Below are 26,989 nucleotides of genomic sequence, written 5' to 3' on the forward strand. Positions count from 1 at the left end.
AGGCAATCCTTAGATGATCAACATTGCATCACCAAAACTAAAAAAACGATACCGCTCAGCTACAGCCGTTTGATAGGCATGTAACACATGTTCTCTGCCTGCTAACGCACTGACAAGCATAATCAGAGTTGATTTTGGCAAGTGAAAGTTCGTAATCATTCCATCAATGGCTTTAAATTCATAGCCGGGATAAATAAATATACTTGTCCAGCCGCTTCCTTCTATAAATTGTCCATCATTTGCCGAGGCAATGGTTTCAAGGGTACGAGTGGAGGTTGTCCCTACTGAAATGATTCTGCCCCCATTACTTCTAACCTCATTTAGCAGCCGGGCTGTCCCCTCTGTCATTATATAAAATTCAGAATGCATATCGTGCTCTAATACATCATCTACACTCACAGGACGGAAAGTCCCCAGTCCGACATGGAGGGTAATAAAGGCAATATGGACACCTTTTGCTTTAATTTCCTCCAATAAGCTGTCGGTGAAATGAAGACCTGCTGTTGGCGCTGCGGCTGAACCAGGTTCACGCGCATACACAGTTTGATATCGATCCCGGTCCTCTAGCTGCTCTTTTATGTATGGTGGGAGCGGCATTTCTCCTAATTGGTCGAGAACCTCATAAAATATGCCCTCATATTTGAATTCTAAGACACGCCCGCCATGGTCCGAGGTTCCAGTGCAAACGGCTTTAAGTAATCCATTGCCGAATTCGATTTCGGTTCCTTCTTTTACTCTTTTTGCAGGCTTGACAAGTGTTTCCCAACTGTCTCCTTCTAGCTGCTTCAAGAGTAAAACTTCAATTTTGGCGCCTGTATCTTGTTTGACACCAAAAAGACGTGCAGGAAGTACCTTTGTATCGTTTAAGACAAGGCAATCTCCTTCACGCAAATATTCAATCACATCTTTAAATACTTCATGCTTTATATCTCCGGATTGTTTATCAAGGACCATTAAACGGCTGTCGGTCCGATTGTGCAACGGCACCTGCGCAATTAATTCCTCCGGTAAATGAAAATCAAATAAATCTACTTTCATAATATGACACCCTAATCTTTTTTTTATAATCAATCAATTGGCAGGCATATCCATCCCAAAATGCTGATAGACCAGCGAGGTTACCACCCTGCCGCGTGGAGTTCTTTGTAAAAAGCCAATTTGTAATAAATATGGTTCATAAACATCTTCGATAGTTTCAGATTCTTCTCCAATCGAAGCCGCAATTGTATCCAAACCGACGGGACCACCGCGGAATCTTTCGATAATGCCCTTCAGCAGTTTATGGTCGATATGGTCTAATCCTAGTTTATCGACTTGAAGCAGTTCAAGTGCTTCCCCTGCAAGAGCTAGATCAATCGTTCCATCCCCTCTTACTTGGGCAAAATCTCTCACCCGGCGGAGGAGACGGTTCGCAATCCTCGGGGTCCCCCGTGATCTCCGAGCAATTTCTGCTGCTGAAAGGTCATCGATTTCAGTTCCAAACACTTCCGCTGTTCGCAGGACAATATTTTTCAATTGGTCTTCTTTATAATACTCGAGTCGACTTAAAACTCCAAACCGGTCGCGTAATGGGGCTGATAAGGAGCCAGCCCTCGTTGTCGCACCAACCAGAGTAAACGGTGGGAGATCCAGGCGGACAGACCTCGCGCTTGGTCCTTTGCCAATGACAATATCAAGACAAAAATCCTCCATCGCTGGATAAAGCACTTCTTCGATCGTCCGTTGCAAGCGATGGATTTCATCAATAAATAATACATCTCCAGGTTCAAGAGCCGTAAGAATCGCTGCTAAATCACCGGGTCTTTCTATGGCTGGTCCTGAAGTGGTCCGGATATTTACGCCCATTTCATTGGCGATAATCACGGCAAGTGTTGTCTTCCCTAATCCGGGCGGCCCATAGAGAAGGACATGGTCTAATGTTTCCTTCCGCATTTTTGCAGCCTTTATATAAATATCGAGGTTTTCCTTTACTTGATCTTGCCCTATATATTGACTGAGAACTTGCGGCCTAAGGCTCTGTTCTATGCTCATCTCGCTCTCGTTAACTTCACTAGATAAAATCCGATCTTCCATGAATCATCACCTATTTTAAAAGCCGCTGCAGGGCTTTTTTAATGTATTGGTCCGTAGACATTTGTTCTTTTCTTAGCTCAGGCGTTATCTTTTTGATTTCTTTCTCGGAATAACCTAATGCTTTCAAGGCAAGAATGGCTTCTTCTAAATTTGAATTTCCCTTTTGTGTTTGCAGCTCAAGTTGGTCAGCATTAAATAAGTTAGGGAAGTAGTCTGGAACAATGTCCTGTAATTTTCCTTTTAGGTCTAGGATCATTTGACGGGCTGTTTTTTTGCCAACTCCCGGGAATTTGACGAGGAAGCTTTCATCTTCATTTTCAACAGCTGTAACCACCTGCTGCACTTCACCTGACGCAAGGATGGCTAGTGCCCCTTTTGGACCGATTCCTGAGACATTTAATAATTTTGTAAAAAGTTTTTTCTCTTCTCTAGTTTCAAAGCCGTAGAGTGCATTGATATCCTCACGAACATAATGATAGGTATATACGGTTACCATTGTTTCCATTTTACCCGCATAGATAAACGGATTGGGCGTTGCGATTTGGTAGCCGATTCCGTTGTTTTCGATCACTATATATTCTGGCCCGACAAAGTCGACGGTCCCTTTAATAAATTCGTACACTTGCATTCTCTCCCCTAGTTTTACACTGTATTTCATTCTACCATACAATTTTGAGTAAGTTATAGAAAATAACTATTGGGAGAAACATCGAACTATTCGGAATTCGGAGTTCGGCTTTCGGAGTTCGGCTTCGCAAGGAGGGGAATTATTCGATTCGCTGATAGAAGTGCAATATTCGCCGATAGATGCTTGGAATTCACTGATAGATACTGGATATTCGCTGATAAGTGCTTGAAATTCGCTGATAGAAATTTGAGATTCACTGATAGATACTTGGAATTCCCTGAAAGAAATTGGATTCGCTCATTAAAGTACGGAATTCGCTTATTAAGGTACGGGATTCGCTCATTAATCATCGGAATTCGCTCATTCAACCTCTGAAACACCCTAATTGACCTCTATTTTCGAAAAAAAAACCAGGCTGAAAGGGCGGCATCAGTCTGATTAATAGATTTTTCTATTCATTTTTTAAAGAATATGGCTTAAATGTCTCTAATACTTCTACATATCGATTCTTATTTTTGATTGGAATGCCTTGAATTAATTCCTCTTGCTTTGTGCTCTCGAGCCTCTTAATGTCTATTTGAAAAAATGATTGGATAATTTTTAATTGATCAGGTTTTCCATTAAAAATACTCAAAACACCCTCTTCAGTAATTCCAAAAAAGCCATTTGCTTTTAGCAAGGGGGATATGTCATTGACTTGTTTTTGAAAAACAAATGTCGATCCGTCAATGTCAATCAGCTGCCATTGGTCATACTTAGCCCAAAAGTTCTCCAAGGACCAGCATGTCTCATTGACCACTTCTTGACTTATTTCCCCATCCAAATATACCCTTTCCAAAATAACCTTCATAGTTAGAGGTTCAGCTTTTTCCTCTTTCTGAGGTTTATTCATGGGAGCGGCCGAGCCAATTATGGTCATTTCGTTGGCATTAAAAATAAACATGAAGAGAAGAACAGCGAATCCGGCGAACATATACCTACACCATGCCATCCAATGATACCTCATGCTACTCACCTCTTATTGTTAAAAATTAAACATTCTATACAGTAATAGTTTAGCCTTATTTTGCCTTTTTATCCTCCATAACATGTTAAAAAGGGTAAAGCTAAATAGCTTTACCCTCAACCCGTAAGGATTATCTTCCGCCTTTTTCCTGTTGACTATCATTATAAAAGTTACGATCGCGTCCAAGGGTTCCCTCGTCAATGATGACCTTTACTGTTCTTCCGTTTGCGTATGGCTGTACTGCTTTCTGAATCGCTCTTTTGGTAGCAGCAGCTTTGCCATGGTTATTTAAATGCACGGAAACAATAATCGAATTTCCATAGGCAACGGATCGAACGTCCTGTACATTCGGAACTGCACCTACTTTGTTCCTGATTTTATTCGTAATATTATTTTGAAAGTCAGGGTCGGTTTTCACACCAGTATTTCTGGTGTTTACATTTAAATGACCGTGATAATTCATATCACTCGTACTAAAGCGATTATCTCGTTGGAAAAAATTACGGTCATTGGAAGCTAAAGGTTTGGTTGGATTCTTTGGATTCCCATTTCCATCCTTGGTTTGAAGCTGCCTTCTTCTATTTTCATTCGTAACTTGGTCCTCATCCCCTAGAGAATGATCCATCATTTCCGTAATTGCCCCGTCGTCATCTCTAAAAAGATTATTATCTGAGTTTGGGTGGTTTTCATTGGAATAATATCCGACCGGATTTAAAGAATTTTTATTGTTATCGTTAACCCCTGCACGATTATCATTATTCGCACATCCAGCCAGTCCCAACATTAATGTGGCTGAAAGAGGAATCATCCACTGTTTCTTATTCAAGCGAAAAACCCCCTCCATTAACATCCTGAGCATGTGAAACCCATGCTCATTATTAGGGTGTTATTTTTGAGGGGATTTCATTCAGACGGAAAATTCCAGCTCTGGTTAATCCACTAACTCCATTAAACGATCAATAAATTTTTTCCTAGCATAAAATTGACTGATTGTTAAGTCCATTACTTGTTTATATTTCATATGGTCCATATATGATTTTTCACGAATCATTCGATTCCATTCCCGAAAGATATCTGCTGGATAGGCTAATGCATATAAAAAAGCGGCCTCGTGTAAGTATTTCTTTATTTGTTTAAGACTAGAAAGTTTTTCGAATGACCAATCAAGATAAGGTAAAATCCTATTCGCATATTGTAAATAATCAAAGGAAGCAGGGCCAATGCTGATTAAATCAAAATCAATAAGATTTAATTGTCCGCCTGTATCCCTTAAGAAATTATGATGGGCTACATCCCCATGGAGAATGAGAGAAGGTTCCGTTTGAAAGAAGCTCCGGTTATTTTCCATCCCTTCTAGTGACCAGTCAGCCCAAGCAAGCATTTCTGTAATCACTGGCTCATTGATAAAATAACCAAGATAGGGAAGATTATTGGAAAAAACATTTAGTCGCTCCGACCATTTTTCGATAAGATGACCTTTTGGAAGTAAAGTTCGATAGCGTGCTTCAAACGATGCCGTGGTGTGGTGATATTGTTCTAATAACTCAATTCCTTCTTGACGATTTTTATGCGACTGGAACGAAAATACCGATTTATTTGGAGGAATGTACTCCATACATCCAAAGTAGGTTCCTTCAAAAAAAAGCTGATCTCTCATTGGGGAAGTTAAAAATAAATAGGTCTTTGTAAATCCTTCTTTTTTTAGGGTGGTTGTAAAGGCTTCTTGGAGTCTTAGCCTATTATTGGTATGATACCCTTTTAGGACGTAAGTATTTTTATCTGTTCTTAAATAAATAACAGATTTTCGAATCGGAACCATTTGAACGATTCGTTCAAGGAACTGGGATTGAAAATAAGAGAGGAGACGATCAAAATAATCATCGTCTCCCTTTTTTTGATTTGGTATATTAAAGGCTCTCATCTTGGTAACCTGGCATCCCATAAGGACTTGTTCCGATCGGCCCCATACCATATGGATTCATATACGGAGGCTGTGCTGCATTAACTGGCCCTGTATATGGTGCGCTGTAAATTGGCGGGGTTGGCGGCTCAAAGTTTGGTGCCATCGGTTCTTGCTGTTGTATTGGTTCCAGTTGTTGCATAGCTTCCCGCTGCTGCATTGGTGCTAGCTGCGGCATCGCCATCGGTGCCTGCATTCCCGCTGGCATTCCTACTGGTGCTCCTCCACAGCCGCAATCACCTCCAGCTCCCGCTGGAAAACCTTGTGGTGCCTGCATGAACGAACCATGGCCAGCCATTTCTGGAGATTCGAAATGAGGTGGTACGCCCATTGGACCACTCATTTGCGGGTAGCCGAATGGCATTTGTCCATAAGGTACACCCATTCCATACGGATTTCCCATAGCAGGATTTCCAAACATGCTTCCTGGCATTACCTGAGTTGGTGCAAAGCCAGCTGGATTTTGTGCCATTCCAAATCCTGAAGGACTTTCCATTGGGAAACCTGTTGGCATTTGACCAAAGCCTCCTGGCATTTGCTGGCCAAATCCTTGTGGCATTTGATCGAAGCCTCCTGGCATTTGCTGGCCAAATCCTTGTGGCATTTGTCCAAAGCCTCCTGGCATTAGCTGACCAAATCCTTGTGGCATTTGGCCGAAGCTTCCTGGCATTTGCTGACCAAATCCTTGTGGCATTTGATCGAAGCCTCCTGGCATTTGCTGACCAAATCCTTGTGGCATTTGTTCGAAGCCTCCTGGCATTTGCTGACCAAATCCTTGTGGCATTTGATCGAAGCCTCCTGGCATTTGCTGACCAAATCCTTGTGGCATTTGTTCGAAGCCTCCTGGCATTTGCTGGCCAAATCCTTGTGGTGATTGACCGAATGCGGATGGATCCATATAAGGGTAACCCATTGGCGCCTGGGGTGATTGAGCACCCATTACTGCCCCCGGATTATAGGCAGGATTCATAACAGGCAATTGCGGCATAAAGGATGATTCATCATCGAATTGCGGTGAAACAAACGATGTTCCAGCAACAGTTGGCGTTGCCCCTGGATTGCCTGGGAACCCACTTGGCATTACCGGCGGTGTTGGAATCGCCCCACCTTGCCCTTGTTGGTAAGGCATGTATGGCTGTACTGGCATCGGGAATCCACCAAATGGAGGACAGAATCCTGGCCCCGGCATGATTGGAGTAACTGGAACACAATAATCCTGTTGCGGTGCTACCTGTTCAGGTGCTTCCATTACTGGTGGCGGTGCAGGAACAACAGGTGTTTCTTTGATTGGCATTTCTTTGATTGGTGCTTCTTTAATTGGCATCTCTTTGATTGGTTTTTCTTTAATTGGCATCTCTTTAATTGGCATTTCTTTAATTGGCATTTCTTTAATCGGCATCTCTTTCTTTGGTACTTCTTTGATCTCAGGCAGGATATTGGCAGGTTTAGGCGGCAATTGTGGTTGTTGTACTGTCATATTTTGCATGTTCATCATGTAATAATTGTTAATATCTATTTCTGGGACGATTTGTAGGGGCATTTTTGGAGTATATGGTGCTTTTGGTGCTTCCTTGATTGGAGCCTCCTTAATTGGCGCCTCCTTGATTGGTGCTTCTTTAATTGGTGCTTCCTTAATCGGCATTGCTTTGATTGGTGCTTCTTTTATGGGTTTCTCTTTGACTAACGGCTGCTCAGCAAGCGGCTGTTCATTCTTCATTCCTAAAGTGATTTTTGTACCGGGTTTAGTTCCCATTGGTGCTTCTTTCTTTATTGTTCCACCTGAAGTTGGGACCTTTATTTTCATACCGGGCATAATCATATCAGGGTTGCTGAGCTGTGAATTCAACTTTTTCAGCTCTTCAAAATTCACTCCGTACTTCTTGGCAATCTTCCAAAGAGTATCCCCTTTCTGTACGATATGGATCTTCACTCTGATTTCCCCTCCTATGGCATAAGTCCATATAGTCTATGTGAAAATGGGCAAAGTGCTATCCTTCTTCACAAAAACTTATGCTATTTTTCAAAAGAATATGAATCCCGCCTGATGAATTCATGAAATATAAAAAGATGCAATCAGGAAAAATTGCATCTTTTTATCTCTTACTATGAATTTATCAGCATCCGCTCGAGAGCCAATTTTGCATTTTCCGCAACCTCAGGACTAACCTGAATGATATTATTTGTCTCCTCAAGTGTATCAAGGCTCCATACCAAATGAGGCAGGTCTATTCTATTCATCGTTAAACATGGACACATATGCGGATTTAACGAAATGATATTTTTATCCGGATGGTTTTGAATTAAGCGATTAACAAGGTTCATTTCTGTACCGATTGCCCAAGCCGTTCCAGGCTCCGCGGTTTCGATGGCCTTAATAATATAACTCGTTGACCCTGCCATATCGGCTAATTCTACTACTTCGCGGCGGCATTCCGGATGAACAATGATTTTCATCTTAGGATATTTATAGCGAGTATCAATCACATTTTGTACCGTAAAATTTTCATGAACCGAACAATGACCTTTCCAGAGGATGACCTTAATTTCTGACGTGTCACCTTCAAACTCCAGTTCATTTGTAATTGGGTTCCAGACTGCCATTTCGTCTAATCCTACCCCTAGTTCGACGGCTGTATTTCGGCCAAGATGCTGATCGGGTAAGAATAATATTCGTTCCTTCATTTCAAATGCCCACCTAACCATCGTCTCGGCATTAGAAGAAGTAACCGTTGCCCCGCCATGTGCACCAACAAACGATTTAATGGCTGCTGTTGAGTTAACATAAGTTAATGGAAGAATCGTATCACCAAAGAGTTCCTGAAGCTTTTCCCAAGCTCTTTCAGTCTGCTGAAGATCAGCCATATCAGCCATCGAACAGCCTGCGCGCATATCAGGCAGAATTACCTTTTGGTTTTGATTCGTCAAAATATCCGCTGTCTCTGCCATAAAATGTACACCACAGAACACAATAAATTCAGCGTCAGTGTTTTTTGCTGATAATTGTGCTAGTTGTAAAGAATCACCGGTGGCATCAGCAAACTGGACCACCTCATCTTTTTGATAATGATGACAAGGGATATAAAGACGAGAACCTAGTTCCTTTTTGACCTCGATGACCCGATTTTCTAGTTCTTCTCTCGACATTTGTTTGTATTTTTCAGGAATCATATTTTTTTGTAAAGCTGCTAGTAGATTCATGTTACTCGTCTCCTTTATTCCATTGCACTTTTACACTGATATCTAGTGCTTTATAAGAATGAGTTAAGTACCCGAGGGAAATATAATCGACACCCGTGTCACGATAATCAGCAATATTAGCCAATTGGATTCCGCCAGAGGCCTCAGTAATAATCGTCGATGGAACCAATTGAATGAATTCTTTAATTTCATCGGGGGTCCGGTTATCAAACATGATTACATCTGCCCCTGCATTTACCGCTTCCAGCACCTGAGCTTCCGTTTCCACTTCGACTTCCACTTTCACCATATGACCCGCCTTTTTTCGAACCGCTTCTACCGCATTCGAGATGGAACCAGCAAAAGAGATATGGTTATCCTTGATCATGACCCCATCATATAAACCGAAGCGGTGATTATAGCCGCCACCACAGCGAACGGCATACTTTTCAAGCATGCGAAGGCCAGGAGTAGTTTTCCGAGTGTCACATATTTTCGTATGGCCGCTATCCAGGGTATCGACCGTTTTTCGTGTGAGTGTGGCAATCCCGCTCATACGTTGGACTAGATTCAGGATCACTCTTTCTCCTTTTAATAAATCAGCTATTTTCCCAGAAACTTGGGCTAATTTATCACCATAGTTAATTGCTTGGCCATCCTTCACAAACACATGCGTGGAAATTTCGTTATTTAGCAACTGGAAGCCTGTCTTTATAATTTCCTCTCCACAAAAAATCCCTTGATCTTTTGCAAGAAAAACAATTTCTCCATTTGTTTCCTCTGCAAAGATTAAATCAGTGGTAATATCCTGTTCCCCGATATCCTCTATAAAAAACTTCTCAAGTTGCGAGCGCAGTTTCAATGTGTTCATTGGACTTTTCCCTTCCTTGTTTCAAGTTATGAATGATTGATTTTCTTAACCAATGGTGATTATCTTCTTTCGGGCAATCACTTCGAAAGTGCCCTCCCCGGCTTTCTGTCCGTTCTAGAGCTGCATCTGTCATTAGCTTGGCAGTGACCAGCATAAAAATCTTTGTTATCTGTTGCGTTGTACAGGTATCCAAATGGATCGTTTCGGCCCTGAATTGCTGTAACCAGGCTTGCTGTTTCTTTAAATTCCCTTCATTACGAACAATTCCCACCTGTTCCATCATTGAATCCTTAATTTGTTGGACATGCGGTAAATGTATTGCTTTCTCTTTTTTAGGATGACAATCAGGAAGTTTTGATTCTATTTGGGAACCTTGCCATCCTTCATTTATCCACTTCGATAACTGTTTCCCCTGAAATAATCCCTCTAACAAGGAATTACTTGCAAGTCTATTCGCACCGTGTAAACCTGTACAGGAGGCTTCGCCAATTGCATATAGTCCATTTAGAGAAGATCTTCCGATTAAATCGGTTTTAATTCCGCCCATTAAAAAGTGGCTGCCTGGAGCTACAGGGATTTTCCCATCTTCAATCCGGATCCCGTTGTCCTCACAAAGGGATGTAATCGAAGGAAATCGTTTCCTAAATTCTTCAATGGAACTTATATCCAAATAGATCTGCTTTCCTTTTTTCAAGTATTCATATATTCGTTGGGAGACGATATGTCTCGGCCCGAGATCTTTTAAGGGGTGAACGCCCTCCATAATGCGGGTCCCATCTTCTGTAACAAGAATGGCCCCCTCTCCCCTGACAGCTTCAGAAACTAAGCCCTTTGTTTCACCGTTTATATATAAAAGTGTGGGATGAAATTGGTTAAATTCCATATCAACGATGTCCGCACCGGCTAAATAAGCCATGGCAATCCCATCACCACTGACGGTTTTGGCGTTAGAAGTGTAAGTATATAGCTGACCACAGCCCCCCGTTGCGATAATGACATGCTGACCATAAAAATAATGGATGGATCTTTTAGAAGTTTTTGCTTTAACACCAATACATCGGTTTTGTTCGTTATTTAAGAGTAATTCATAGGCGAAGACATTTTCTTCGACAGTGATATTTCGCTTTTGCTTGAGCACAGTAATCAGATACTCCATGACGTTTTTACCAGTGGCATCACCGCCGCCATGAACTATTCGCTTTTCACTGTGTGCCCCTTCCATCCCAAGAAACAATTCACCCTGTTGATTTTTATCAAAAATCTCGCCATCGCGTGCCATATTCTTGATCAGTTCCGGCGCCGCAGTAATAATTTCCTGAACCACATCTCGATTGTTGTGAAATCTTCCCGCTTCAAGTGTATCGACCACGTGCTTAGAGGGATGGTCATTATTCCCCAGGGCAGCCGCAATCCCGCCTTGAGCAAGATACGAATTGGCCGTTCGTAATTTTTCCTTTGTGAGTATCCTCACATTTAAATGGCTAGCTAACTGAACAGCCAGCTGCATGGCGGCTATTCCACTTCCAATTATTAATACGTCATCATTTGTCATGTTGACCCTCCTGACATAACAGGTGTCTTGACATATATATTTACATAGAATTAAACTAAAAACAAGTATTTTTATAGAAAAGTAGAAACACCCCGTCCTAAAATAAGAAGAATGGGAGAAGAATCATGAAATATTTTGACTATGCTGCGTCCACACCACTAGACACAGAAGCAGCTGAGGTATATGTAAAAGTGGCAACAGAATACTTTGGAAACTCCAGCAGTCTCCACGATATAGGTGGACAATCAGCTGCCTTACTTGAAAACTGCCGCGAAGAATTGGCCAATTTAATGGGAATTGATAAAAATGGGCTGTTCTTTACAAGTGGGGGGACAGAAGGGAATTTTTTAGCAATCGAGGCATTATTGTCCTCCACTAAAAAAGAGGGGAAACATATCATCGCAGGCATGGCGGAGCATTCATCCATCCATGGAGTCCTAACTAGATTAAAGGAAGCGGGATATGAAATCACCCTGCTTCCGCTTAATGAAAACGGCCTGATTGATCAAGAACAGTTGGTCCATTCAATTAAGCGAGAAACTATTTTACTCACCCTGCAGCATGTGAATTCTGAAATTGGCACCATCCAGCCAATCGATAAACTTGCCAAGATTTGCAAGGACAACGAAATCCTTTTCCACAGTGATTTTGTTCAGTCGTTTGGAAAAATAGATATAAAAAGACTAGCACCACTTGTCAGCAGTTTTACTTTTTCAGGCCATAAAATCTATGGCCCAAAAGGCATTGGTGGAGTATACGTCGATCCTCAGCTTAAATGGGAGCCTTTTTTTCCAGGCAGTTCTCATGAACGCGGATTTCGTCCAGGCACTTTAAATGTTCCTGCCATTGCCGCGATGACAGTTGCTGCCCAGAAAATAAATGCAAAATTGCCAGAGGATTTAAATAGATATGAATTACTTCGGAAAGCTTTTATTAAAACACTTGAGCCGATTGAAGAAAAGGTGAAAATATATCAAGCAGCCGATACCTCTCGGCAGCTCTCCAATATCATCGGGCTCCGAATTTCTGGTATTCAGGGTCAATGGATGATGCTTGAATGTAATCGGCATGGATTTGCCATTTCAACCGGCAGTGCCTGTCAAGTCGGCAGGCAATCCCCCGCAAAAGTGGCTCAAGCCCTAGGTTTAACTTCTGACGAAGCAAAAGAATTTATCCGTATTTCTTTCGGTCAATCAACGCGCTTGGAAGATGTGGTTGAACTGGGGGAGAGGATCGTGAATATCGTTCATGCCTTCGAGGCAGCTACGGTTATATAAAAAATTTAAACTATGCTAAAATAGGGAAACAGCAATAGAAAATAGGAGGAATTATATGGTTGAGCAAAAAAAAATATTGGGAGAAGAAAGGAGGTCCTTCATTTTACAACTACTAAAAGACAGTCCTGTCCCGGTGACAGGAAGTGAATTAGCCAATCAAACGAATGTAAGCAGACAAGTGATTGTCGGAGATATCACGCTTCTTAAAGCAAAGAATGAACCCATTATTGCCACGAGCCAAGGTTATATTTATTTAAAGCAAAACACCAGCACTTATTCCTTTGAAAGAACAATCGCCTGCAGACATTCACCTGATGACACCGAAAAAGAACTAAATTTGCTCGTTGACCATGGAGTATTAGTGAAGGATGTCAAAATTGAACACAAGGTTTATGGAGATTTGACGGCCTCAATTATGGTTTCTAATCGCCAAGAGGTGAAACAATTCATGGCAAACTTGCACAAGACCAGAGCAGCCCTGCTATCTGAACTAACCGAGGGAATCCACCTTCATACGATTTCAGCATCTAGCATCCAAGTCTTAGATGAAGCAGAAAAAGCATTAAAAGCAGAAGGCTTCCTAATTGAATCATAGTAAAACCTCACAAAAAAAGGACCCTAAAATCGGGTCCCTTTTTGTTTAGTCTAAACTCACCAAAACAGATGGATAACTGCCAAGTAATGTAACACCGCAGCCTAAAGCTTCTATTTCTGCTATTGCCCCGGGAATCAATACATCATCCAATTTCATCTCGAGATCAATAATGAAAAAGTAATTGCCAATCCCGGTTTTCATTGGTCTTGATTCAATCTTTGATAAATTCAATTTTCTCCAAGCAAAGGCAGATAATACCTGATGAAGAGCTCCAGCCTGGTCTGATGGAAGTGTAACCATCAGCGTTGTTTTATAATGGGTTGATTCGCTAATCTTCTGAAAATCAAGTTCTTTCTCGGAAAGAACAACAAATCGCGTATGGTTATAATCAAAATCGTGGACATTTCTTTTTACAATCGATAACCCGTATTCCTTTGCGGCAAGTTCATTGGCAATCGCTGCAATTTTCAAATCAGGATGTTCCATTACCATTAATGCTGCTGCCGCTGTTGATGAGACGCTTTCAAATGGGACACCTTTTAAATAGTTATGTAAAAATTTATGACATTGGGCAATAGCATGAGAGTGACTATACACCCTGCTGACATCCTGCCAATTTTCCAGATTATCTGGATGTACCATCAAATGCTGCTTGATCGGCAAGGTGATTTCACCAATAATGGGTATTTGGACTTCTTGTGTTAAATAATCGAGTGTAATGTTCACTGAGCCTTCTAGCGCATTTTCAATTGGAACAACAGCCAAGTCTACTTCTTTATCAACTATGGCATCCATGCTTGCAGGAATTGTTTGATAGGGCTCAAGTTCATATTCTTGAAATACCTTCTTTACAGCTAATTCTGTGAATGTAGCTTTTGGTCCTAAGTATCCAACTTTCACTGTTTTCCCCACTCCTTATTTTATAAAAAGAGAGCTGAGAGCCGGTGGTAGATTGTCCTACACACCTGTTCCCAGCACTTCTACCTTCTCTACAAATTCGAGTTTCCTAAGCTCCTCAAGTAACTTATCTATTTCCATCGTGATGTTTGAAGTGTTTAATGAGAGTGTTACATTTGCTCTGCTTTGCAGCGGAATTGTTTGGTGAAGGGTGACAATATTGCAGCCTGAGTTTGCAACAACACTGAGCAAGTGTGACAGCGTACCTGAGCGATCTTCCAAATGAAAGAAAAGCGTGATAATCTTTTCTTTTTTAATGGTTGAAAACGGAAAAACAGTATCTCTGTATTTATAAAAGGCACTTCTGCTTAAATCTGCTTTTTGAACAGCTTCCGCAATGGATTCTGACTTCCCTCTTTCCAGCATTTCCTTCACATCTATTGTTTTTTTCATGGCTTCCGGCAAAACATCTTCACGTACTAAGTAAAATTTTTTATCCATTTTTTATCACTCTACCTTACTCTCTTTAGGACACGTTCTCTTCTACTCAATAAACTCAAATTCAAACTCCATTAATTTCACAATATCCCCGTCTTTTGCTCCTCTTTCCCTCAAGGCCTCATCTACACCTAGACCACGAAGTTGACGTGCAAAACGGCGAACAGATTCTTCTCTCGAGAAGTCTGTCATCTTAAACAGCTTATCTGTCTTTTCACCAGATACGACAAATGTGCCATTCGGTTCTCTTGTAATTTTAAATGCTTCTGGTTCTGCCTCATGCTTATAAAGAACACGGTGCACACCCGTTGTTTCATCTTCTTCATTATGCTCAAGTGGAAATTCAGGTGTTTCCTCAATCTTATCAGCAACAGCATACAATAATTCACGAAGACCTTTTCTTGTTACAGCTGAAATTGGGAAGATCGGATAATCCTCATCGAGCTGTTCTTTAAACTTTTTCAAATTTTCCTCGGCTTCCGGCATATCCATTTTATTGGCGACAATAATTTGCGGACGCTCAGTCAAGCGCAAATTATATTCACTTAATTCACGATTGATGGTCTGGAAGTCCTCGAATGGGTCCCTGCCTTCCATTGCAGACATATCAATGACATGAACAATTACCCTTGTCCGTTCAATATGACGCAAGAATTGATGACCTAAGCCTACACCTTCACTAGCCCCTTCAATCAAACCTGGAAGGTCAGCCATGACAAAACTGCGCCCATCTTCTGTTTCGACCATACCAAGATTCGGAACAATCGTTGTAAAATGATACTCCGCAATTTTAGGTTTTGCCGATGATACAACAGATAAAAGCGTTGACTTCCCTACGCTTGGAAATCCAACAAGACCCACATCAGCAAGCAGTTTTAATTCAAGGATTACTTCCCGCTCTTGACCAGGTTCTCCATTTTCAGAAAGCTCCGGCGCAGGGTTTGCTGGGGTTGCAAATCGTGAATTTCCGCGCCCGCCACGGCCGCCTCTGGCAATAATTGCTTGTTGCCCATTTTCAACTAAATCTGCAATCACTTCTTTCGTCTCGGCATCAATTACCACTGTTCCAGGCGGTACCTTGACAATCATATCCTTTGCACCGGCTCCGTGCTGGTTTTTAGACATGCCATGCTCCCCGCGTGGTGCTTTAAAATGACGCTGATAACGGAAATCCATTAATGTGCGCAAGCCTTCATTTACTTCAAAAACAACATTGGCACCTTTCCCGCCATCCCCACCTGCTGGACCGCCTTTTGGTATATATTTTTCTTTACGGAACGCGACCATTCCATTACCGCCGTCTCCGCCTTTTACATAAATCTTCGTTTGATCAACAAACATCTTATTCCTCCAGTCTGCAATTCAAATCAAAAAATGTCACGAAAAGCATCTTAACTTTTCCTACTTTTTTGATAGGGTATATATACTTCTAATGCGAATTCACTTTCTGATAAGTCCTTGACCACGATGTCGAGTAGACCAAATGGTTTGGATAGGAATTCAGTCAGTACTTCGCTTTTTATTATTATCCCGCTAAAATCAAAAAAGAAACGAATCCCCTTTGATTCCGGGTCTATTGTTACGGATAAATGATTTTCCTGAAAGGCTTCGATCGTTTCATTTAAACATGTAAATAAATGGGATGACCACTTTGTCAAAAGCTCCTCATTGATTGGATCTACTTTCTGATCATGAAGGACTTCATATTCAAGTTTAAAGGAAGGATTCTCCCAATTTGACTTTAACAAGAGTGAGGCAAACAAAGGCATTTTCAAATTCGAAAGTTTTGACTCGTGCTGCGTTTCGATAATGATTTCATCGATGACCTCTTTTGCCCGGTCGATTCGATTTAAATCCAAGTTCCCCTTTATTAATTGAAGCCTATTTAACCAATCATGCCGAGCATGCCGCAACACTTCAACAATATCCCAATCTTTCTCCATACGTACACTCCCACATTAAGTGTCACAACACTAGTTTGCTGATAGTATATCAAAAAATGAACCATGAGTAAGCTTATTTTGTGATGAAAGTTATTTAGAGGCAAAAAGAAGCATCTACGTAGCGTTTCCCGAAGTATAATATGGAAGGAAAAATTCGCTGGAAAAAAGAAAACTCTAACCAATCAGGTTAGAGTTTTCAAAGAATCCTTAAGCTTCTTGAGCTACTGGATAAACGCTCACTTTTTTGCGATCACGGCCGACACGTTCAAATTTTACAACGCCGTCAACTTTTGCAAAAAGAGTATCGTCGCCTCCACGGCCAACGTTTTCACCTGGGTAAATCTTTGTACCGCGTTGACGGTAAAGGATTGAACCACCAGTTACGAATTGTCCGTCTGCACGCTTAGCACCAAGGCGCTTTGCGATAGAGTCACGTCCGTTTTTTGTAGAACCTACACCCTTTTTAGATGCAAACAACTGAAGATCTAATTTTAATAACATTTATTCCACCTCCTGCTTTTTGAAGGTAATCTTTATGTGCTTTCCGTATTCTTCTTCTATCGCCCGTAATGAAACAGCCATCCCTTCGAGAAGAATTTGCACTTTCTCTTGCGTGTTTTCTGGAAGACCTTCCGGAATCACACAGCGGAGAAAACCATCTGCCCGATGTTCCAGATCAGGAGTGACACCAGTTAGTTCATGGATCGCATTAATCGCACCAACAGATACGGCTGATACGCCTGCACAAACAATGTCTTTCCCACGATCTGCAAACAATGCATGTCCGCTCATTTCGAATGAATGAATCGTTCCGGACTCAGTACGATAAATCGTAATGTTAATCATCTATGAAACAACACCTTACGCGTTGATTTTTTCGATGACTACTTTAGTGTAAGGTTGACGATGACCTTGCTTCTTACGGTTGTTTTTCTTCGCCTTGTACTTGAAAACAATGATTTTCTTTTGACGGCCTTGTTTTTCAACTTTAGCTGTAACTGTAGCACCTGCAACAACAGGAGAACCTACTTTTACGTTTTCACCGCCAACGAAAAGAACCTTGTCAAAAGTAACTGTTTCACCAGCTTCAACATCTAATTTTTCGATGTAGATAGCTTGGCCTTCTTCGACTTTCAATTGCTTACCGCCAGTTTCGATAATTGCGTACATGAACTGCACCTCCTTATAAACTCAGACTCGCCATACACAGGCGCTTTAAACTTTAGTTAAAGACTTAAGACCTGTTCTGTGCGGTTGTAGCACGGGTGCGCTACAAACATAACATTAAAATCCTAACATATTCTAGACAAAAGTGTCAATAGAATTTTAGAAAGATCATTTATTATCCAACCCTTTTGATGCAATCTCATTTTTAGTGCCAAACTGTTTTATCACATAATAATGGCGGTCAGACGGCTGAATGGAGAAAAATAACTTTAGATGTAAGAGCTCTTCTAATGCTTCCCTGTGGGCTTCATTTGGCCCTAGCAGCTGTTCTTTCACCTCAGCGGTCGTTTCCACCAGGACAGCTTCAAATTCAGAATAGCGGTGCTCTAATAGCTCTCGTTCAAGTCGAAAGCCTACTGTTTCTGGACTGAGAATCCGGCCCGTCCCCTCGCACACTGGACACTTCACCTCGAGTGCCTCTGAAAGAGTAACCTTCGTTTTCTTTCGTGTTAGTTGAAGAATTCCTAACGGCGTAAAGCCAATGATTTTTGTTCTTTTTTGATCCTTGGCTAATTCCGATTCGATAAGTGCATAAATGGCCTGCTTGTCCTTTTCACGTTTCATATCGATAAAATCGATGAGGACGATTCCGCCAATATCGCGCAGACGCAGCTGACGCACGACTTCCTTCGCAGCCAACTGGTTCGTTTTTAACACGGTTTCCTGATAATCCGTCTTCCCGGAAAATTTGCCTGTGTTCACATCAATAATCGTCAGTGCTTCCGTTTCATCAAAAATCAGGTAGGCGCCTTGATCAAGCCAGACCATTCGTTTGAGTGCTTTATCAATTTCATGCTCGATCTTATGTACTGAAAATATATTTTCTTTACCGCTGTAATAACTATGTTTCACCCGATTATTCTGCTTCTCAGCCAGCTTTTTTAGTGATAAGTCATCGACGATTACCTCTCCGTCTGACATTTTCCCTACCTTATCCAAAATCATTTCGACGAAAGTATCTTTTTGAAAAACAATCCCTGGCTTTTTTAGGCCTGTTGTTTTCTGTAGCAGTTGTTGATATTGCTCACGCAGGTTGGCTAGTTCAGTGTGTATTTCTTCTTCGGTACTTGAAAGGGAGGAGGTTCGAAAAATCATCCCTTCTTCGTCTGTCTTTAAGTGACTGCCAATTCGCCGTAAGGTTGCTTGCTGTTTGTCATCAGCAATTTTTTTTGAAACGGCTACATACCGACCCTTGGGCATGTAAATAAGGTTTGTCCCCGAGATTTCAACAATCCCCGTTACTCGGGCACCTTTCGTGCCGGTTGCATCCTTGTCGACTTGAACAAGCATTTTTTCCCCTTGATGGACGAACGAGCTGACGTTTTTTTGTTTATCAGCGGATTGGAGATACGAAGGAAGAACATCCCGGTGTAAATACGCATTTTTCTCCTCGCCAATATCTATGAACACGGCATTCATGCCGGGCAATACTTTCGTCACTGTCCCAAAATAAATATTACCGACCAGTGATTGATGTTCTGGCCGGTCAAAGACGATATTTTCCACACGGTTATCCTTTATATAAGCCAATCGCTTTTCCCGTGAGTTGTAGTTAACTATTAATGTTTCCAAACAAGCGACCTCACTTTTTTCTTCTTATTATACCTTTTTAATGGGCCATGATAAACTTGCTAGTTGATTTCCGCTCCAGGCGCTTCGCTTTCCGCGGGCGGTCCGGGGAGCCTCCTCGGCGCTAAAGCGCCTGCGGGGTCTCCCCTGCCCCGTCCTCCCGCAGGAGTCTCGCGCCTTCCGCTCCTATCAACATAGTATTAATAATAAGAAAAGAGAAGGTCGCTGATTTTGTCGGTTAGGCGTTTTTCGGTAAAGTAGGCGTGTAAGAGCTCGTTTTCATCCAGCATTCCTTTTTCCTTGCCATCGGCTTCGACGATGATTGGATGTTTGCAGCCGCGTTGAAACTTTTCTAAAACGTGAATAAGTAAATCCTCTTCATTGGCCTCAATTGGTTTCAAAGTTTGCAGACTCGATTTCTTCCCATAATAGCGCTCCAATAAAAATCGCATAAAGATAAAGCGGCGCTGCTTCCACTCATGGTAGAGCGAAAAATAAAGAAAGGCGATGATGACCCAGACATTAATATGGGTTGGAGCTGCAGCCACAATAACCAGCGAAAAGATTGACAAGCTAACCAAGGAAAGGATAAGCGTTAAGCGATGGGCGCTCGGGAAGGAACTTTTTAAGGAAAGCAGTAAGAATACCAGTTTCCCTCCATCAAGCGGCCAAACAGGAAAGAGATTGAATACGAATATCATTAGATTATAGCTAAAAAACAAGTGAAAAAGGTCCACAGATATCAGGTCCATGCTAACCAATCCATAGGCTAAGGCCACCATCCACACATGCTGGAGCGGCCCTGCTAGAACGACAATCATCTCTTCTTTTAACGGGCGATTGCCATGCTCATCCATTTCGGCAACCCCGCCAAACGGCAGCAGGGTGATTTTTTTGATTCTCCATGAAAAAAAAGAAGCCGCAGCAGCATGCCCCAATTCATGAATGAAAATGATCCCAAGTAATAAGCAAACCTCAAGGAAATGAGCTGTGGCAACTGAAACTGCAATGACAATCCATAACAATGGATGAATAGTAATTAGTCGTAGTAAATTTATGGCTCTATTCAAAGTCAATCACCTGAATTGGGTCGATAAATTTATCATCTTTTTTAATGGCAAAGTAATATTTACCTTTGCTTTTATCCTCACCTGTGGATCCAGAGACGGTGCCAACTACTTGTCGTTTTTCAACATACTCATATAATTTAACGTCAATTTTATCTAAATTTCCATACCATGTTTCCGTTTTATCGGCATGTTGAACGACGACTGTCTTCCCCAGACCTTCTTTTACACCTGCAGACATCACAAAGCCCTCATTAATCGTTTGTACGGACGCCCCTTTTCCCGTTTCAATCATAATTCCCTGCCCGTTCTTTTCGAAGTTTTCGAGGATTTTTCCCATTGCTGGAACAGAAAACTCAGTTTCAGCCACCTCTTTTTTCTCCGTTTGATCTTTATCCGAAAAAGGCAAGAGGGCTAAAGGTTTCCCAAATTTGCTTTCGTACCAGTTTGATACAGTCGCAAACTTAAAATCCTGGTCCATTGTTTTAGTCACCAAAGCTCTTGCAGGATCAAAGGCAGTGGAATGGTTCCGAAATAATATCGCAATCACTAAAAACAGGAGGACTGAAGATAAAACTTTGAAAAAGAAAACTTCCTTCTTAAATAATGGATGTCCATCATCGCCGTCACTCCCTCCTGGAGGGGTATACTGATGAAAGCCATATTTTTCATCGTCACTAGGCCATTCAATTTGGCGGTCGGGACTTTTTACAGATGTAGTGCCATTATCATTTTTTCGCTTGGCGATTCGTCGCCGAATTTCTTCCGGTGTAGACCGCGCCATTTCCATCCACCCTTTTCACACTAATTTGTACAAGTCTATGAGGGTGAATGAAAGAGTATGTCTTAAAAATAAAACAACCTGTCCACAAGAGAGTGGACAGGTTGAATATATAGCAGCTTTATTTTAACGCACACCAAAAAACTTTTTAATTTTGGTAAACATTCCTTTGTCTGCATTTTCGAGTGACTGCAGTGGGATGGATTCGCCAAGAATTCTCCTGGCAATATTTCGGTAGGCAATCGATGCTTTGTTATTCGGATTAAGGGCAATCGGTTCCCCATGATTCGAAGCTTTAATTACTTCATCATCATCAGCAACAATACCGATGAGTTCGATGGAAAGATGCTGAGTAACCTCATCAATCTCGAGCATATCCCCATTCTTCACCATATGATTTCGAATCCGGTTGATCACTAATTTAGGAGATTCCATATTCGGCTGTTTCTCCAGAAGACCAATAATCCGGTCCGCATCACGGACAGCAGAAGCCTCTGGTGTTGTGACAACGATTGCCTTGTCAGCCCCAGCAACAGCATTTTGGAAACCCTGCTCAATACCGGCTGGGCAATCTATAATTATATAATCATAGTCCTGCTTTAATTCGATGATAAGTTCTTTCATTTGCTCTGGCTTCACGGCAGATTTATCAACGGTTTGTGCTGCTGGCAATAAGTATAATAAACCATCAAAACGTTTATCCTTTACAAGAGCTTGATGGATTTTGCATCTTTTTTCAACCACATCGACAAGATCATAAATAATTCTATTTTCAAGTCCCATGACCACATCCAAGTTACGAAGACCGATGTCAGTATCTACTAAACATACTTTTTTTCCTTGAAGGGCTAATGATGTGCCGATATTAGCAGAAGTTGTTGTTTTCCCTACTCCACCCTTACCGGATGTAATTACGATTGCCTCTCCCACTTTAATGTCCCCCTTCTAATCTCGTTAAATTAGGTCTTAATTGGATTAATACTTGTAATCTATCAACAATGATTTGACGGTTTTCATCGATGTATGCGCATTCCATTTCCCGCTTTTCATTGCTTTGAAGGCTGTCTGGTGCACTATTTAAGCAATCACTAATTCGAAGCTGAGAGGGCTTCATACTAGATGCGGCAATGATTGCTTCATCATTGCCATAGCAGCCTGCATGTGCTATTCCCTTTAACGTTCCCATGATAAAGATGTTTCCACCTGCAATGACTGTCCCGCCTGGATTGACATCGCCAATTAACAGCAGGTCACCAGGAACTTCGAGGACTTGTCCGGAACGAATAATTCTCGAAACAGTCATCACCTCTGTTTCGGCCAATAATTCCTCAGCTTCATCCTTAGTAATTACATTCGATTCAATTTCATCCACAACAAAATTCTTTTTTTGGCGAATTAATTCTTTTAGTTCTTCCCGCTGTGGTTCGGTTAAATAGCGGTTACCTATTTCCACTTTGACAGAGGTTAAATGACGCTCATCCTGTGTACTTGAGTTGGCTGAAAGTTTATAATCAAGTTCCTTTTTTAGTTCATCGTAAGAACAACTATCATCAAGATGAAGGACAAGTCCTTCCTTCGTCCCTTTTATTGTAACATTTTGCCGTTTTTTCATGGAGAATTTTTCACCTCATAATAAGAAAGCAATTTCGAAACAAGTCCATTCGAGAGGAATATAGCTCTTCTAACCTATTTCGAATCAATAGTCATACTATCCTAATAAAATTTCGACACGATGCGTCCATTCTCCTCTTTTTAAACGAAAAATCATTCAGCTCTTATTGCTTCTGAATGTTTCTCAAAAAGCCACTTTAATGGGTAGGCAGCAATGAGCGTAACAACTGCATTTAGGATAAGGCTTGGGTAAAAACGCAAGTTCATATAGCCGATAAAATCCAGGTCTGTAACATGGATTAAATAGTTCATTTCATACACACCAATCTCTAGTAGTGAGACACCGAAGATGGCCGCAAGAAAGGCCGTAATAAGATTGGCTTGTAAAACCTGCAATAGTTTATAAATCAGATAAGAGATAAATGGAAATAGGAAAAAGTAAATCCCGATAATTTCAACATAGACGACATCATATAAAAGTCCAAAAATAGCCGCATAAATAATTCCATGTTTTCTTCCGACAAAAATCGTTAAAAACAAAATAGCAATAAAAAGAAAGTGTGGGACAAATATTCGTTCAAACCCAAAAACCTTTTCGGGTAAATACTCCACAAAAAGACTTTCTACAATAAAAAGCAATAGAAATAAAAGAGGAAGAAGGAATTTTCTCACAAATCTTTCTCCTTCCCATCTGTTGATTCCATATTCACTGGCTGGGTCATTAATCTTTTTATGACAATGACATTTTCAATATCATAAAAGTCTGCACCAGGCTGCACTAAGGCCGTTTGATTTAATCCATACTGATCGGGCTTTACGTCAACCACTTTACCAATCAGCAACCCTTTCGGAAAAACGCCGCCTAGGCCAGAAGTGATCACTTTTTGCCCTTTTTCAATTTTTTCACCGGATGGTATTGCCTTAATTAATAATAATTTCCGTTTGTCATCAAATCCTTGGACAAATCCATAAACATCTTTCTTGCCCTGCACAACAGCAGATATACGATTTTTTGGATCCATCGCACTTAATAGTTGGATGGTTGAACTAAATTGTGTTACATTTTTAACTTTACCAACCAAGCCGGTTGCCGTAACAACAGCCATATTTTTCTTGATGCCGTTTAGTTTGCCTTTGTCGATAATAATCATTTCATGCCAACGATCAGGGTTTCTGCCAATTACGGTAGCTGGTAATGGTTTGAAGTCTCTCAGGGTTCTTTTTTCACCGAGAATGTCACGTAATTCTTTATTATCTTGTTTCAGTTCTTGTACTTGTGCTTCAAGATTGACAAGATTTTCGACCCGCGATTTTAATTCTTTATTCTCATCGTATGTATTTTGCAAATCCTGGAGATTTTCAAAAAAGCCTGTCACAAAATGAGTAGGCTTTGAAACCAGGGATTGAACCCAGCCGGTGGTATCTTTTAGAAATTGCTCCGGCCAGGATAGTTTACTTCTCTCCCTTAAAGAAAACCCAATCAATGCCACGAGAACAATGATGCTGACAAGCAAAATAATCAGACGTTTATTCAGAAAGAACTGTGGCATGATTATACACCTCTATTTTTTTCTAGATAAAAAGTATCGTTTTTTTCATTTGAATAATCCTTATGTGCCCAATAGCACAATCTACATTAACGTGAATCTCTTGATTTATTTTTAAATAAATGAATATGATCCAATGCTTTTCCTGTCCCAATGGCCACACAATCAAGCGGATTCTCAGCAATCAGCACCGGCATTTTCGTTTCTTCACTAATAACCTTGTCCAAATTGCGGAGTAATGCACCGCCGCCGGTTAGAACAATCCCGCGGTCCATAATGTCTGCCGCAAGTTCAGGTGGTGTTTTTTCCAATGTATTCTTGACTGCCTCGACAATCGCAGAGACGGTATCTCTTAATGCTCCAGCAATTTCTTTGGCTGTGATTTCAATCGTTTTTGGCAAGCCGGTTAATAAGTCTCGGCCGCGAATTTCCATATTGTCGACACCCTCAGCGTCCCCTGCCGAGCCAATCTCCATTTTAATAGTTTCCGCTGTACGGTCACCGATCATCAAATTATAATTTTTTCGAATATAAGTAATAATCGAATCGTCCATTTCATCGCCAGCTACTCGAATGGATATGCTTGTAACGATGCCGCCTAATGAAATGATGGCGACTTCAGTAGTTCCCCCGCCAATATCAACCACCATGCTGCCGGTTGGTTCCCAAACTGGTAAATTGGCACCAATCGCTGCTGCGAATGGCTCTTCAATCGTATACGCATCTTTAGCCCCAGCTTGTTTCGTTGCATCGATGACAGCACGTTCTTCAACTGCAGTAATCCCGGAAGGCACACAGACCATAACGTAAGGATTCCCAGTAAACACGTTTTTACTTTTTTGTGCTTGACGAATATGGTACTTCATCATGGCCGCAGTGGTTTCAAAATCAGCGATTACTCCATCCTTCATCGGCCTTAGTGCCACAATATTTCCCGGCGTCCGTCCAATCATATTTTTCGCGTCGTTTCCTACCGCGACAATGTTTTTTGTATCAGTCTGCATCGCCACAACGGAGGGCTCACGCAGGACAATTCCTTTTCCTTTTACATATACAAGGGTATTTGCTGTCCCTAAGTCAATTCCAAGATCTCTTGCTCTAATTCCAAACATAGTTTTGTATCTCCCTTTCTGAACCGAATGCAAAAACACCAATAGATAGATATTCACCTTACTATCATGTCTATTTTCCTAATATTTATCTAGTTTAATCTTTAAGAAGTCCTAAAAAATCATAACCATTATTATAACTCAACGTCAAATAAAATCATAGTTTATAAATAACCTTTTTCCTTCAAACTCACAAACTTATTTTCACCGATGATCAAATGATCGAGTAAATCAATGCCAATAATCTTTCCGCATTCGACTAGACGCTTTGTGACCTCTATGTCCTCACGGCTTGGAGCCGGGTCTCCGGAGGGATGGTTATGGACCGCAATAATGGAGGCGGCAGACCTCTTTAATGCCTCGCGGAAGTAGGGTAAGAACCCGGCGCCTTGCTTAGTTTCCTAAGTAGGTTTCCAAGAACTCCCCCCCAAACCGTACGTACTCCTCTCAGAGTATACGGCTTTCCATTTATCAATCTAACTTCCCATTATGCAAGTCGTGATGGCATTTTACACACATTGCAATTGTTTTACGATTCCTTGCAATCATGAACTGTTCCCACCGCTTTTTGCCTTCTAGGTTTTTGAGTTTTTTGACATGGTGCATTTCTAATGGCGTGTTCTCCACTCCACACCATTCGCATTTTTCTGCTAGAAGGCGTTCAATGAGACTTGTTCTGCCACCAAACTGTGCTGTATTGAGTTCTATATCAACCTCTTCATTACTAATTGATGTATTTTTCTCCATTCTTTGATCGATGAAATTTGCAATACGTTTCCCTTCCTTTGTTTCATAACGAATACCAAATTTCCCGTTTATTGAATATTTGCTTATTATTTTACTAACGGTACTTTTGTAAATATTGGCATAGGTCTTTATCATGCTAAATTTCATTATTTGACGGAAGGATTGTAGAACATGTACATTACTAGCTAATCTATAGTAATTATACAGTCCTCTTATTTCTGCATTGTATTGTCTTATAATTTCCAAGTCATCGCTGTGGAGCATATTTGTTCTATGAATTGGTTTCCATTGATTATTTTTCCCAAGACTTAAGGCACCTAGACTAATGAGCTTTTTGATGTATTTCTCATGAGGTACAAAAAGTTTGGCTTGAAAGTTGAATTTCCTTTTTTGGGTGCCGTTAGGCATTTTCATTGTTTGCCAATCTCTTGCTACTCTTATATCATAACCAAGAAATCTAGCTGTATTTTTACTGTGAGTAATCAACGTTTTTTCCGCACTTAGCTCAAGTTTCAGTTTTTCAGCCAGAAAGACAGTTAAATCTTGTTTGATTATTTCTGCTTCTTCTTTACTTGCTATGACACCAATAAGAAAATCATCCGCATATCTCACATATTTCATTCTTCGATAGTTAGGGTCAAATAGGTCTTTGCTGTCATGTTTAATTAATTCTTTATATAATGCCTTTAATTCGTTAGCTCGTTCAGTCCTGCTCTCTTTATCTAAATTTGACCATTCACGTTTATTCTTATATTTACGATGATTTATTTTTGATGCAAGGTTATGATAGACAAGATTATACTTCCGTTTATCACCTTTGTTGAATTTAGATGTGTATTCCTCCACATATTTAT

Annotated in this window: 27 protein-coding genes, 2 pseudogenes and 1 other annotated feature; of the genes and pseudogenes, 2 read left to right on the forward strand and 27 right to left on the reverse strand. The window is 41.0% G+C overall.

Going from position 1 to position 26,989, the window contains the following annotated elements:
• Positions 1-9 precede the first annotated feature (9 nt).
• The 10 genes and pseudogenes from queA to nadB form a co-directional block, all read right to left on the reverse strand.
• Positions 10-1,038 carry a tRNA preQ1(34) S-adenosylmethionine ribosyltransferase-isomerase QueA gene (queA, locus tag M3610_RS06620; protein ID WP_251457535.1) on the reverse strand — a complete coding sequence of 343 codons (1,029 nt, stop codon included), beginning with the start codon at positions 1,036-1,038 and terminating at the stop codon, positions 10-12.
• Between the two features lie 33 nt (positions 1,039-1,071).
• The gene (ruvB, locus tag M3610_RS06625) at positions 1,072-2,073 is read right to left on the reverse strand and encodes a Holliday junction branch migration DNA helicase RuvB (protein ID WP_251457538.1); all 1,002 of its coding nucleotides are present in this window, start codon (positions 2,071-2,073) and stop codon (positions 1,072-1,074) included.
• A 10-nt stretch (positions 2,074-2,083) separates the two neighbouring features.
• Positions 2,084-2,695: a Holliday junction branch migration protein RuvA gene (gene ruvA, locus M3610_RS06630; RefSeq protein ID WP_251457649.1), complete on the reverse strand. Its 612-nt coding sequence runs from the start codon at positions 2,693-2,695 to the stop codon at positions 2,084-2,086.
• Positions 2,696-3,152: 457 nt separating this feature from the next.
• A complete protein-coding gene (locus M3610_RS06635; RefSeq protein ID WP_251457541.1) occupies positions 3,153-3,707 on the reverse strand; it encodes an intercompartmental signaling factor BofC in 555 nt (184 codons plus the stop codon).
• A 130-nt stretch (positions 3,708-3,837) separates the two neighbouring features.
• On the reverse strand, positions 3,838-4,533 hold the full coding sequence (locus M3610_RS06640; protein ID WP_251457544.1) for a YhcN/YlaJ family sporulation lipoprotein: 696 nt from the start codon (positions 4,531-4,533) through the stop codon (positions 3,838-3,840).
• 105 nt (positions 4,534-4,638) lie between these two features.
• Complete coding sequence (locus M3610_RS06645; RefSeq protein ID WP_251457547.1) at positions 4,639-5,628, reverse strand: phosphotransferase; 990 nt, start codon at positions 5,626-5,628, stop codon at positions 4,639-4,641.
• 1,834 nt (positions 5,629-7,462) lie between these two features.
• Positions 7,463-7,597, reverse strand: a pseudogene (gene safA, locus M3610_RS28495) (SafA/ExsA family spore coat assembly protein); the annotation flags it as partial.
• Between the two features lie 173 nt (positions 7,598-7,770).
• Entirely contained in the window at positions 7,771-8,865 is a 1,095-nt protein-coding gene (gene nadA, locus M3610_RS06655; RefSeq protein ID WP_251457553.1) for a quinolinate synthase NadA, read from the reverse strand.
• Between the two features lies 1 nt (position 8,866).
• Positions 8,867-9,715, reverse strand: coding sequence for a carboxylating nicotinate-nucleotide diphosphorylase (nadC, locus tag M3610_RS06660; RefSeq protein WP_098575620.1), 849 nt, complete (start codon positions 9,713-9,715; stop codon positions 8,867-8,869).
• Positions 9,684-11,267: an L-aspartate oxidase gene (gene nadB, locus M3610_RS06665; protein WP_251457556.1), complete on the reverse strand. Its 1,584-nt coding sequence runs from the start codon at positions 11,265-11,267 to the stop codon at positions 9,684-9,686. Before nadB ends, nadC begins: the two co-directional genes overlap by 32 nt.
• 125 nt (positions 11,268-11,392) lie before the next feature.
• Between nadB and M3610_RS06670 the strand changes: the two genes are divergently transcribed.
• Positions 11,393-12,544: an IscS subfamily cysteine desulfurase gene (locus M3610_RS06670; RefSeq protein WP_251457558.1), complete on the forward strand. Its 1,152-nt coding sequence runs from the start codon at positions 11,393-11,395 to the stop codon at positions 12,542-12,544.
• 55 nt (positions 12,545-12,599) lie between these two features.
• Positions 12,600-13,139 carry a transcription repressor NadR gene (locus tag M3610_RS06675; protein WP_098575623.1) on the forward strand — a complete coding sequence of 180 codons (540 nt, stop codon included), beginning with the start codon at positions 12,600-12,602 and terminating at the stop codon, positions 13,137-13,139.
• A 45-nt stretch (positions 13,140-13,184) separates the two neighbouring features.
• Here the strand turns inward: M3610_RS06675 and pheA are convergent, their stop codons facing one another.
• From pheA to M3610_RS06760, 17 genes and pseudogenes are all read right to left on the reverse strand, one after another.
• Positions 13,185-14,039, reverse strand: coding sequence for a prephenate dehydratase (pheA, locus tag M3610_RS06680; protein ID WP_251457560.1), 855 nt, complete (start codon positions 14,037-14,039; stop codon positions 13,185-13,187).
• A gap of 57 nt (positions 14,040-14,096) precedes the next feature.
• Positions 14,097-14,537, reverse strand: coding sequence for an ACT domain-containing protein (locus M3610_RS06685; RefSeq protein ID WP_098575625.1), 441 nt, complete (start codon positions 14,535-14,537; stop codon positions 14,097-14,099).
• A 42-nt stretch (positions 14,538-14,579) separates the two neighbouring features.
• The gene (obgE, locus tag M3610_RS06690; RefSeq protein WP_098575626.1) at positions 14,580-15,875 is read right to left on the reverse strand and encodes a GTPase ObgE; all 1,296 of its coding nucleotides are present in this window, start codon (positions 15,873-15,875) and stop codon (positions 14,580-14,582) included.
• Between the two features lie 50 nt (positions 15,876-15,925).
• Positions 15,926-16,477: a Spo0B C-terminal domain-containing protein gene (locus M3610_RS06695; protein WP_251457563.1), complete on the reverse strand. Its 552-nt coding sequence runs from the start codon at positions 16,475-16,477 to the stop codon at positions 15,926-15,928.
• Between the two features lie 207 nt (positions 16,478-16,684).
• Positions 16,685-16,978, reverse strand: a complete 294-nt coding sequence (gene rpmA / locus M3610_RS06700) for a 50S ribosomal protein L27 (RefSeq protein ID WP_026563442.1) — start codon at positions 16,976-16,978, stop codon at positions 16,685-16,687.
• Positions 16,979-17,323 carry a ribosomal-processing cysteine protease Prp gene (locus tag M3610_RS06705; protein WP_251457566.1) on the reverse strand — a complete coding sequence of 115 codons (345 nt, stop codon included), beginning with the start codon at positions 17,321-17,323 and terminating at the stop codon, positions 16,979-16,981.
• Between the two features lie 15 nt (positions 17,324-17,338).
• Positions 17,339-17,647 (reverse strand): 50S ribosomal protein L21, encoded by a 309-nt coding sequence (gene rplU, locus M3610_RS06710; protein WP_026563440.1) that lies wholly within the window; start codon positions 17,645-17,647, stop codon positions 17,339-17,341.
• Positions 17,648-17,660: 13 nt separating this feature from the next.
• Positions 17,661-17,743 (reverse strand) — a sequence feature (ribosomal protein L21 leader region).
• A 69-nt stretch (positions 17,744-17,812) separates the two neighbouring features.
• On the reverse strand, positions 17,813-19,276 hold the full coding sequence (locus M3610_RS06715; RefSeq protein WP_251457569.1) for an Rne/Rng family ribonuclease: 1,464 nt from the start codon (positions 19,274-19,276) through the stop codon (positions 17,813-17,815).
• Positions 19,277-19,473: 197 nt separating this feature from the next.
• Complete coding sequence (locus M3610_RS06720) at positions 19,474-20,343, reverse strand: M50 family metallopeptidase (RefSeq protein WP_251457572.1); 870 nt, start codon at positions 20,341-20,343, stop codon at positions 19,474-19,476.
• On the reverse strand, positions 20,336-21,124 hold the full coding sequence (locus tag M3610_RS06725; RefSeq protein ID WP_251457575.1) for a M23 family metallopeptidase: 789 nt from the start codon (positions 21,122-21,124) through the stop codon (positions 20,336-20,338). The genes M3610_RS06720 and M3610_RS06725 overlap by 8 nt, the downstream gene beginning before the upstream one ends.
• A 123-nt stretch (positions 21,125-21,247) precedes the next feature.
• The gene (gene minD / locus M3610_RS06730) at positions 21,248-22,051 is read right to left on the reverse strand and encodes a septum site-determining protein MinD (RefSeq protein ID WP_251457577.1); all 804 of its coding nucleotides are present in this window, start codon (positions 22,049-22,051) and stop codon (positions 21,248-21,250) included.
• Position 22,052: 1 nt separating this feature from the next.
• On the reverse strand, positions 22,053-22,733 hold the full coding sequence (gene minC / locus M3610_RS06735; RefSeq protein ID WP_251457581.1) for a septum site-determining protein MinC: 681 nt from the start codon (positions 22,731-22,733) through the stop codon (positions 22,053-22,055).
• Between the two features lie 152 nt (positions 22,734-22,885).
• A complete protein-coding gene (gene mreD, locus M3610_RS06740) occupies positions 22,886-23,404 on the reverse strand; it encodes a rod shape-determining protein MreD (RefSeq protein WP_098575634.1) in 519 nt (172 codons plus the stop codon).
• Positions 23,401-24,282, reverse strand: a complete 882-nt coding sequence (mreC, locus tag M3610_RS06745) for a rod shape-determining protein MreC (protein ID WP_098575635.1) — start codon at positions 24,280-24,282, stop codon at positions 23,401-23,403. The genes mreD and mreC overlap by 4 nt, the downstream gene beginning before the upstream one ends.
• Positions 24,283-24,368: 86 nt before the next feature.
• Positions 24,369-25,391, reverse strand: coding sequence for a rod shape-determining protein (locus M3610_RS06750; RefSeq protein ID WP_251457584.1), 1,023 nt, complete (start codon positions 25,389-25,391; stop codon positions 24,369-24,371).
• Between the two features lie 161 nt (positions 25,392-25,552).
• Positions 25,553-25,756: pseudogene (locus M3610_RS06755) on the reverse strand (JAB domain-containing protein); the annotation flags it as partial.
• A 103-nt stretch (positions 25,757-25,859) separates the two neighbouring features.
• The coding region (locus M3610_RS06760) for an HNH endonuclease (RefSeq protein ID WP_251457587.1) at positions 25,860-26,989 on the reverse strand (1,130 nt) is incomplete at its 5' end.

The organism is Neobacillus sp. MER 74, assembly GCF_023714155.1.

What these genes read in the sequence shown, in the direction of transcription:
- queA (WP_251457535.1), bottom strand. Translation starts at nt 1,038, where the DNA reads ATGAAAGTAGATTTATTTGATTTTCATTTACCGGAGGAATTAATTGCG.
- ruvB (WP_251457538.1), bottom strand. Translation starts at nt 2,073, where the DNA reads ATGGAAGATCGGATTTTATCTAGTGAAGTTAACGAGAGCGAGATGAGC.
- M3610_RS06635 (WP_251457541.1), bottom strand. Translation starts at nt 3,707, where the DNA reads ATGAGGTATCATTGGATGGCATGGTGTAGGTATATGTTCGCCGGATTC.
- M3610_RS06645 (WP_251457547.1), bottom strand. Translation starts at nt 5,628, where the DNA reads ATGAGAGCCTTTAATATACCAAATCAAAAAAAGGGAGACGATGATTAT.
- nadA (WP_251457553.1), bottom strand. Translation starts at nt 8,865, where the DNA reads ATGAATCTACTAGCAGCTTTACAAAAAAATATGATTCCTGAAAAATAC.
- nadC (WP_098575620.1), bottom strand. Translation starts at nt 9,715, where the DNA reads ATGAACACATTGAAACTGCGCTCGCAACTTGAGAAGTTTTTTATAGAG.
- nadB (WP_251457556.1), bottom strand. Translation starts at nt 11,267, where the DNA reads ATGACAAATGATGACGTATTAATAATTGGAAGTGGAATAGCCGCCATG.
- M3610_RS06670 (WP_251457558.1), top strand. Translation starts at nt 11,393, where the DNA reads ATGAAATATTTTGACTATGCTGCGTCCACACCACTAGACACAGAAGCA.
- M3610_RS06675 (WP_098575623.1), top strand. Translation starts at nt 12,600, where the DNA reads ATGGTTGAGCAAAAAAAAATATTGGGAGAAGAAAGGAGGTCCTTCATT.
- M3610_RS06685 (WP_098575625.1), bottom strand. Translation starts at nt 14,537, where the DNA reads ATGGATAAAAAATTTTACTTAGTACGTGAAGATGTTTTGCCGGAAGCC.
- obgE (WP_098575626.1), bottom strand. Translation starts at nt 15,875, where the DNA reads ATGTTTGTTGATCAAACGAAGATTTATGTAAAAGGCGGAGACGGCGGT.
- M3610_RS06695 (WP_251457563.1), bottom strand. Translation starts at nt 16,477, where the DNA reads ATGGAGAAAGATTGGGATATTGTTGAAGTGTTGCGGCATGCTCGGCAT.
- rpmA (WP_026563442.1), bottom strand. Translation starts at nt 16,978, where the DNA reads ATGTTATTAAAATTAGATCTTCAGTTGTTTGCATCTAAAAAGGGTGTA.
- M3610_RS06705 (WP_251457566.1), bottom strand. Translation starts at nt 17,323, where the DNA reads ATGATTAACATTACGATTTATCGTACTGAGTCCGGAACGATTCATTCA.
- rplU (WP_026563440.1), bottom strand. Translation starts at nt 17,647, where the DNA reads ATGTACGCAATTATCGAAACTGGCGGTAAGCAATTGAAAGTCGAAGAA.
- M3610_RS06725 (WP_251457575.1), bottom strand. Translation starts at nt 21,124, where the DNA reads ATGGCGCGGTCTACACCGGAAGAAATTCGGCGACGAATCGCCAAGCGA.
- minC (WP_251457581.1), bottom strand. Translation starts at nt 22,733, where the DNA reads ATGAAAAAACGGCAAAATGTTACAATAAAAGGGACGAAGGAAGGACTT.
- mreC (WP_098575635.1), bottom strand. Translation starts at nt 24,282, where the DNA reads ATGCCACAGTTCTTTCTGAATAAACGTCTGATTATTTTGCTTGTCAGC.
- M3610_RS06750 (WP_251457584.1), bottom strand. Translation starts at nt 25,391, where the DNA reads ATGTTTGGAATTAGAGCAAGAGATCTTGGAATTGACTTAGGGACAGCA.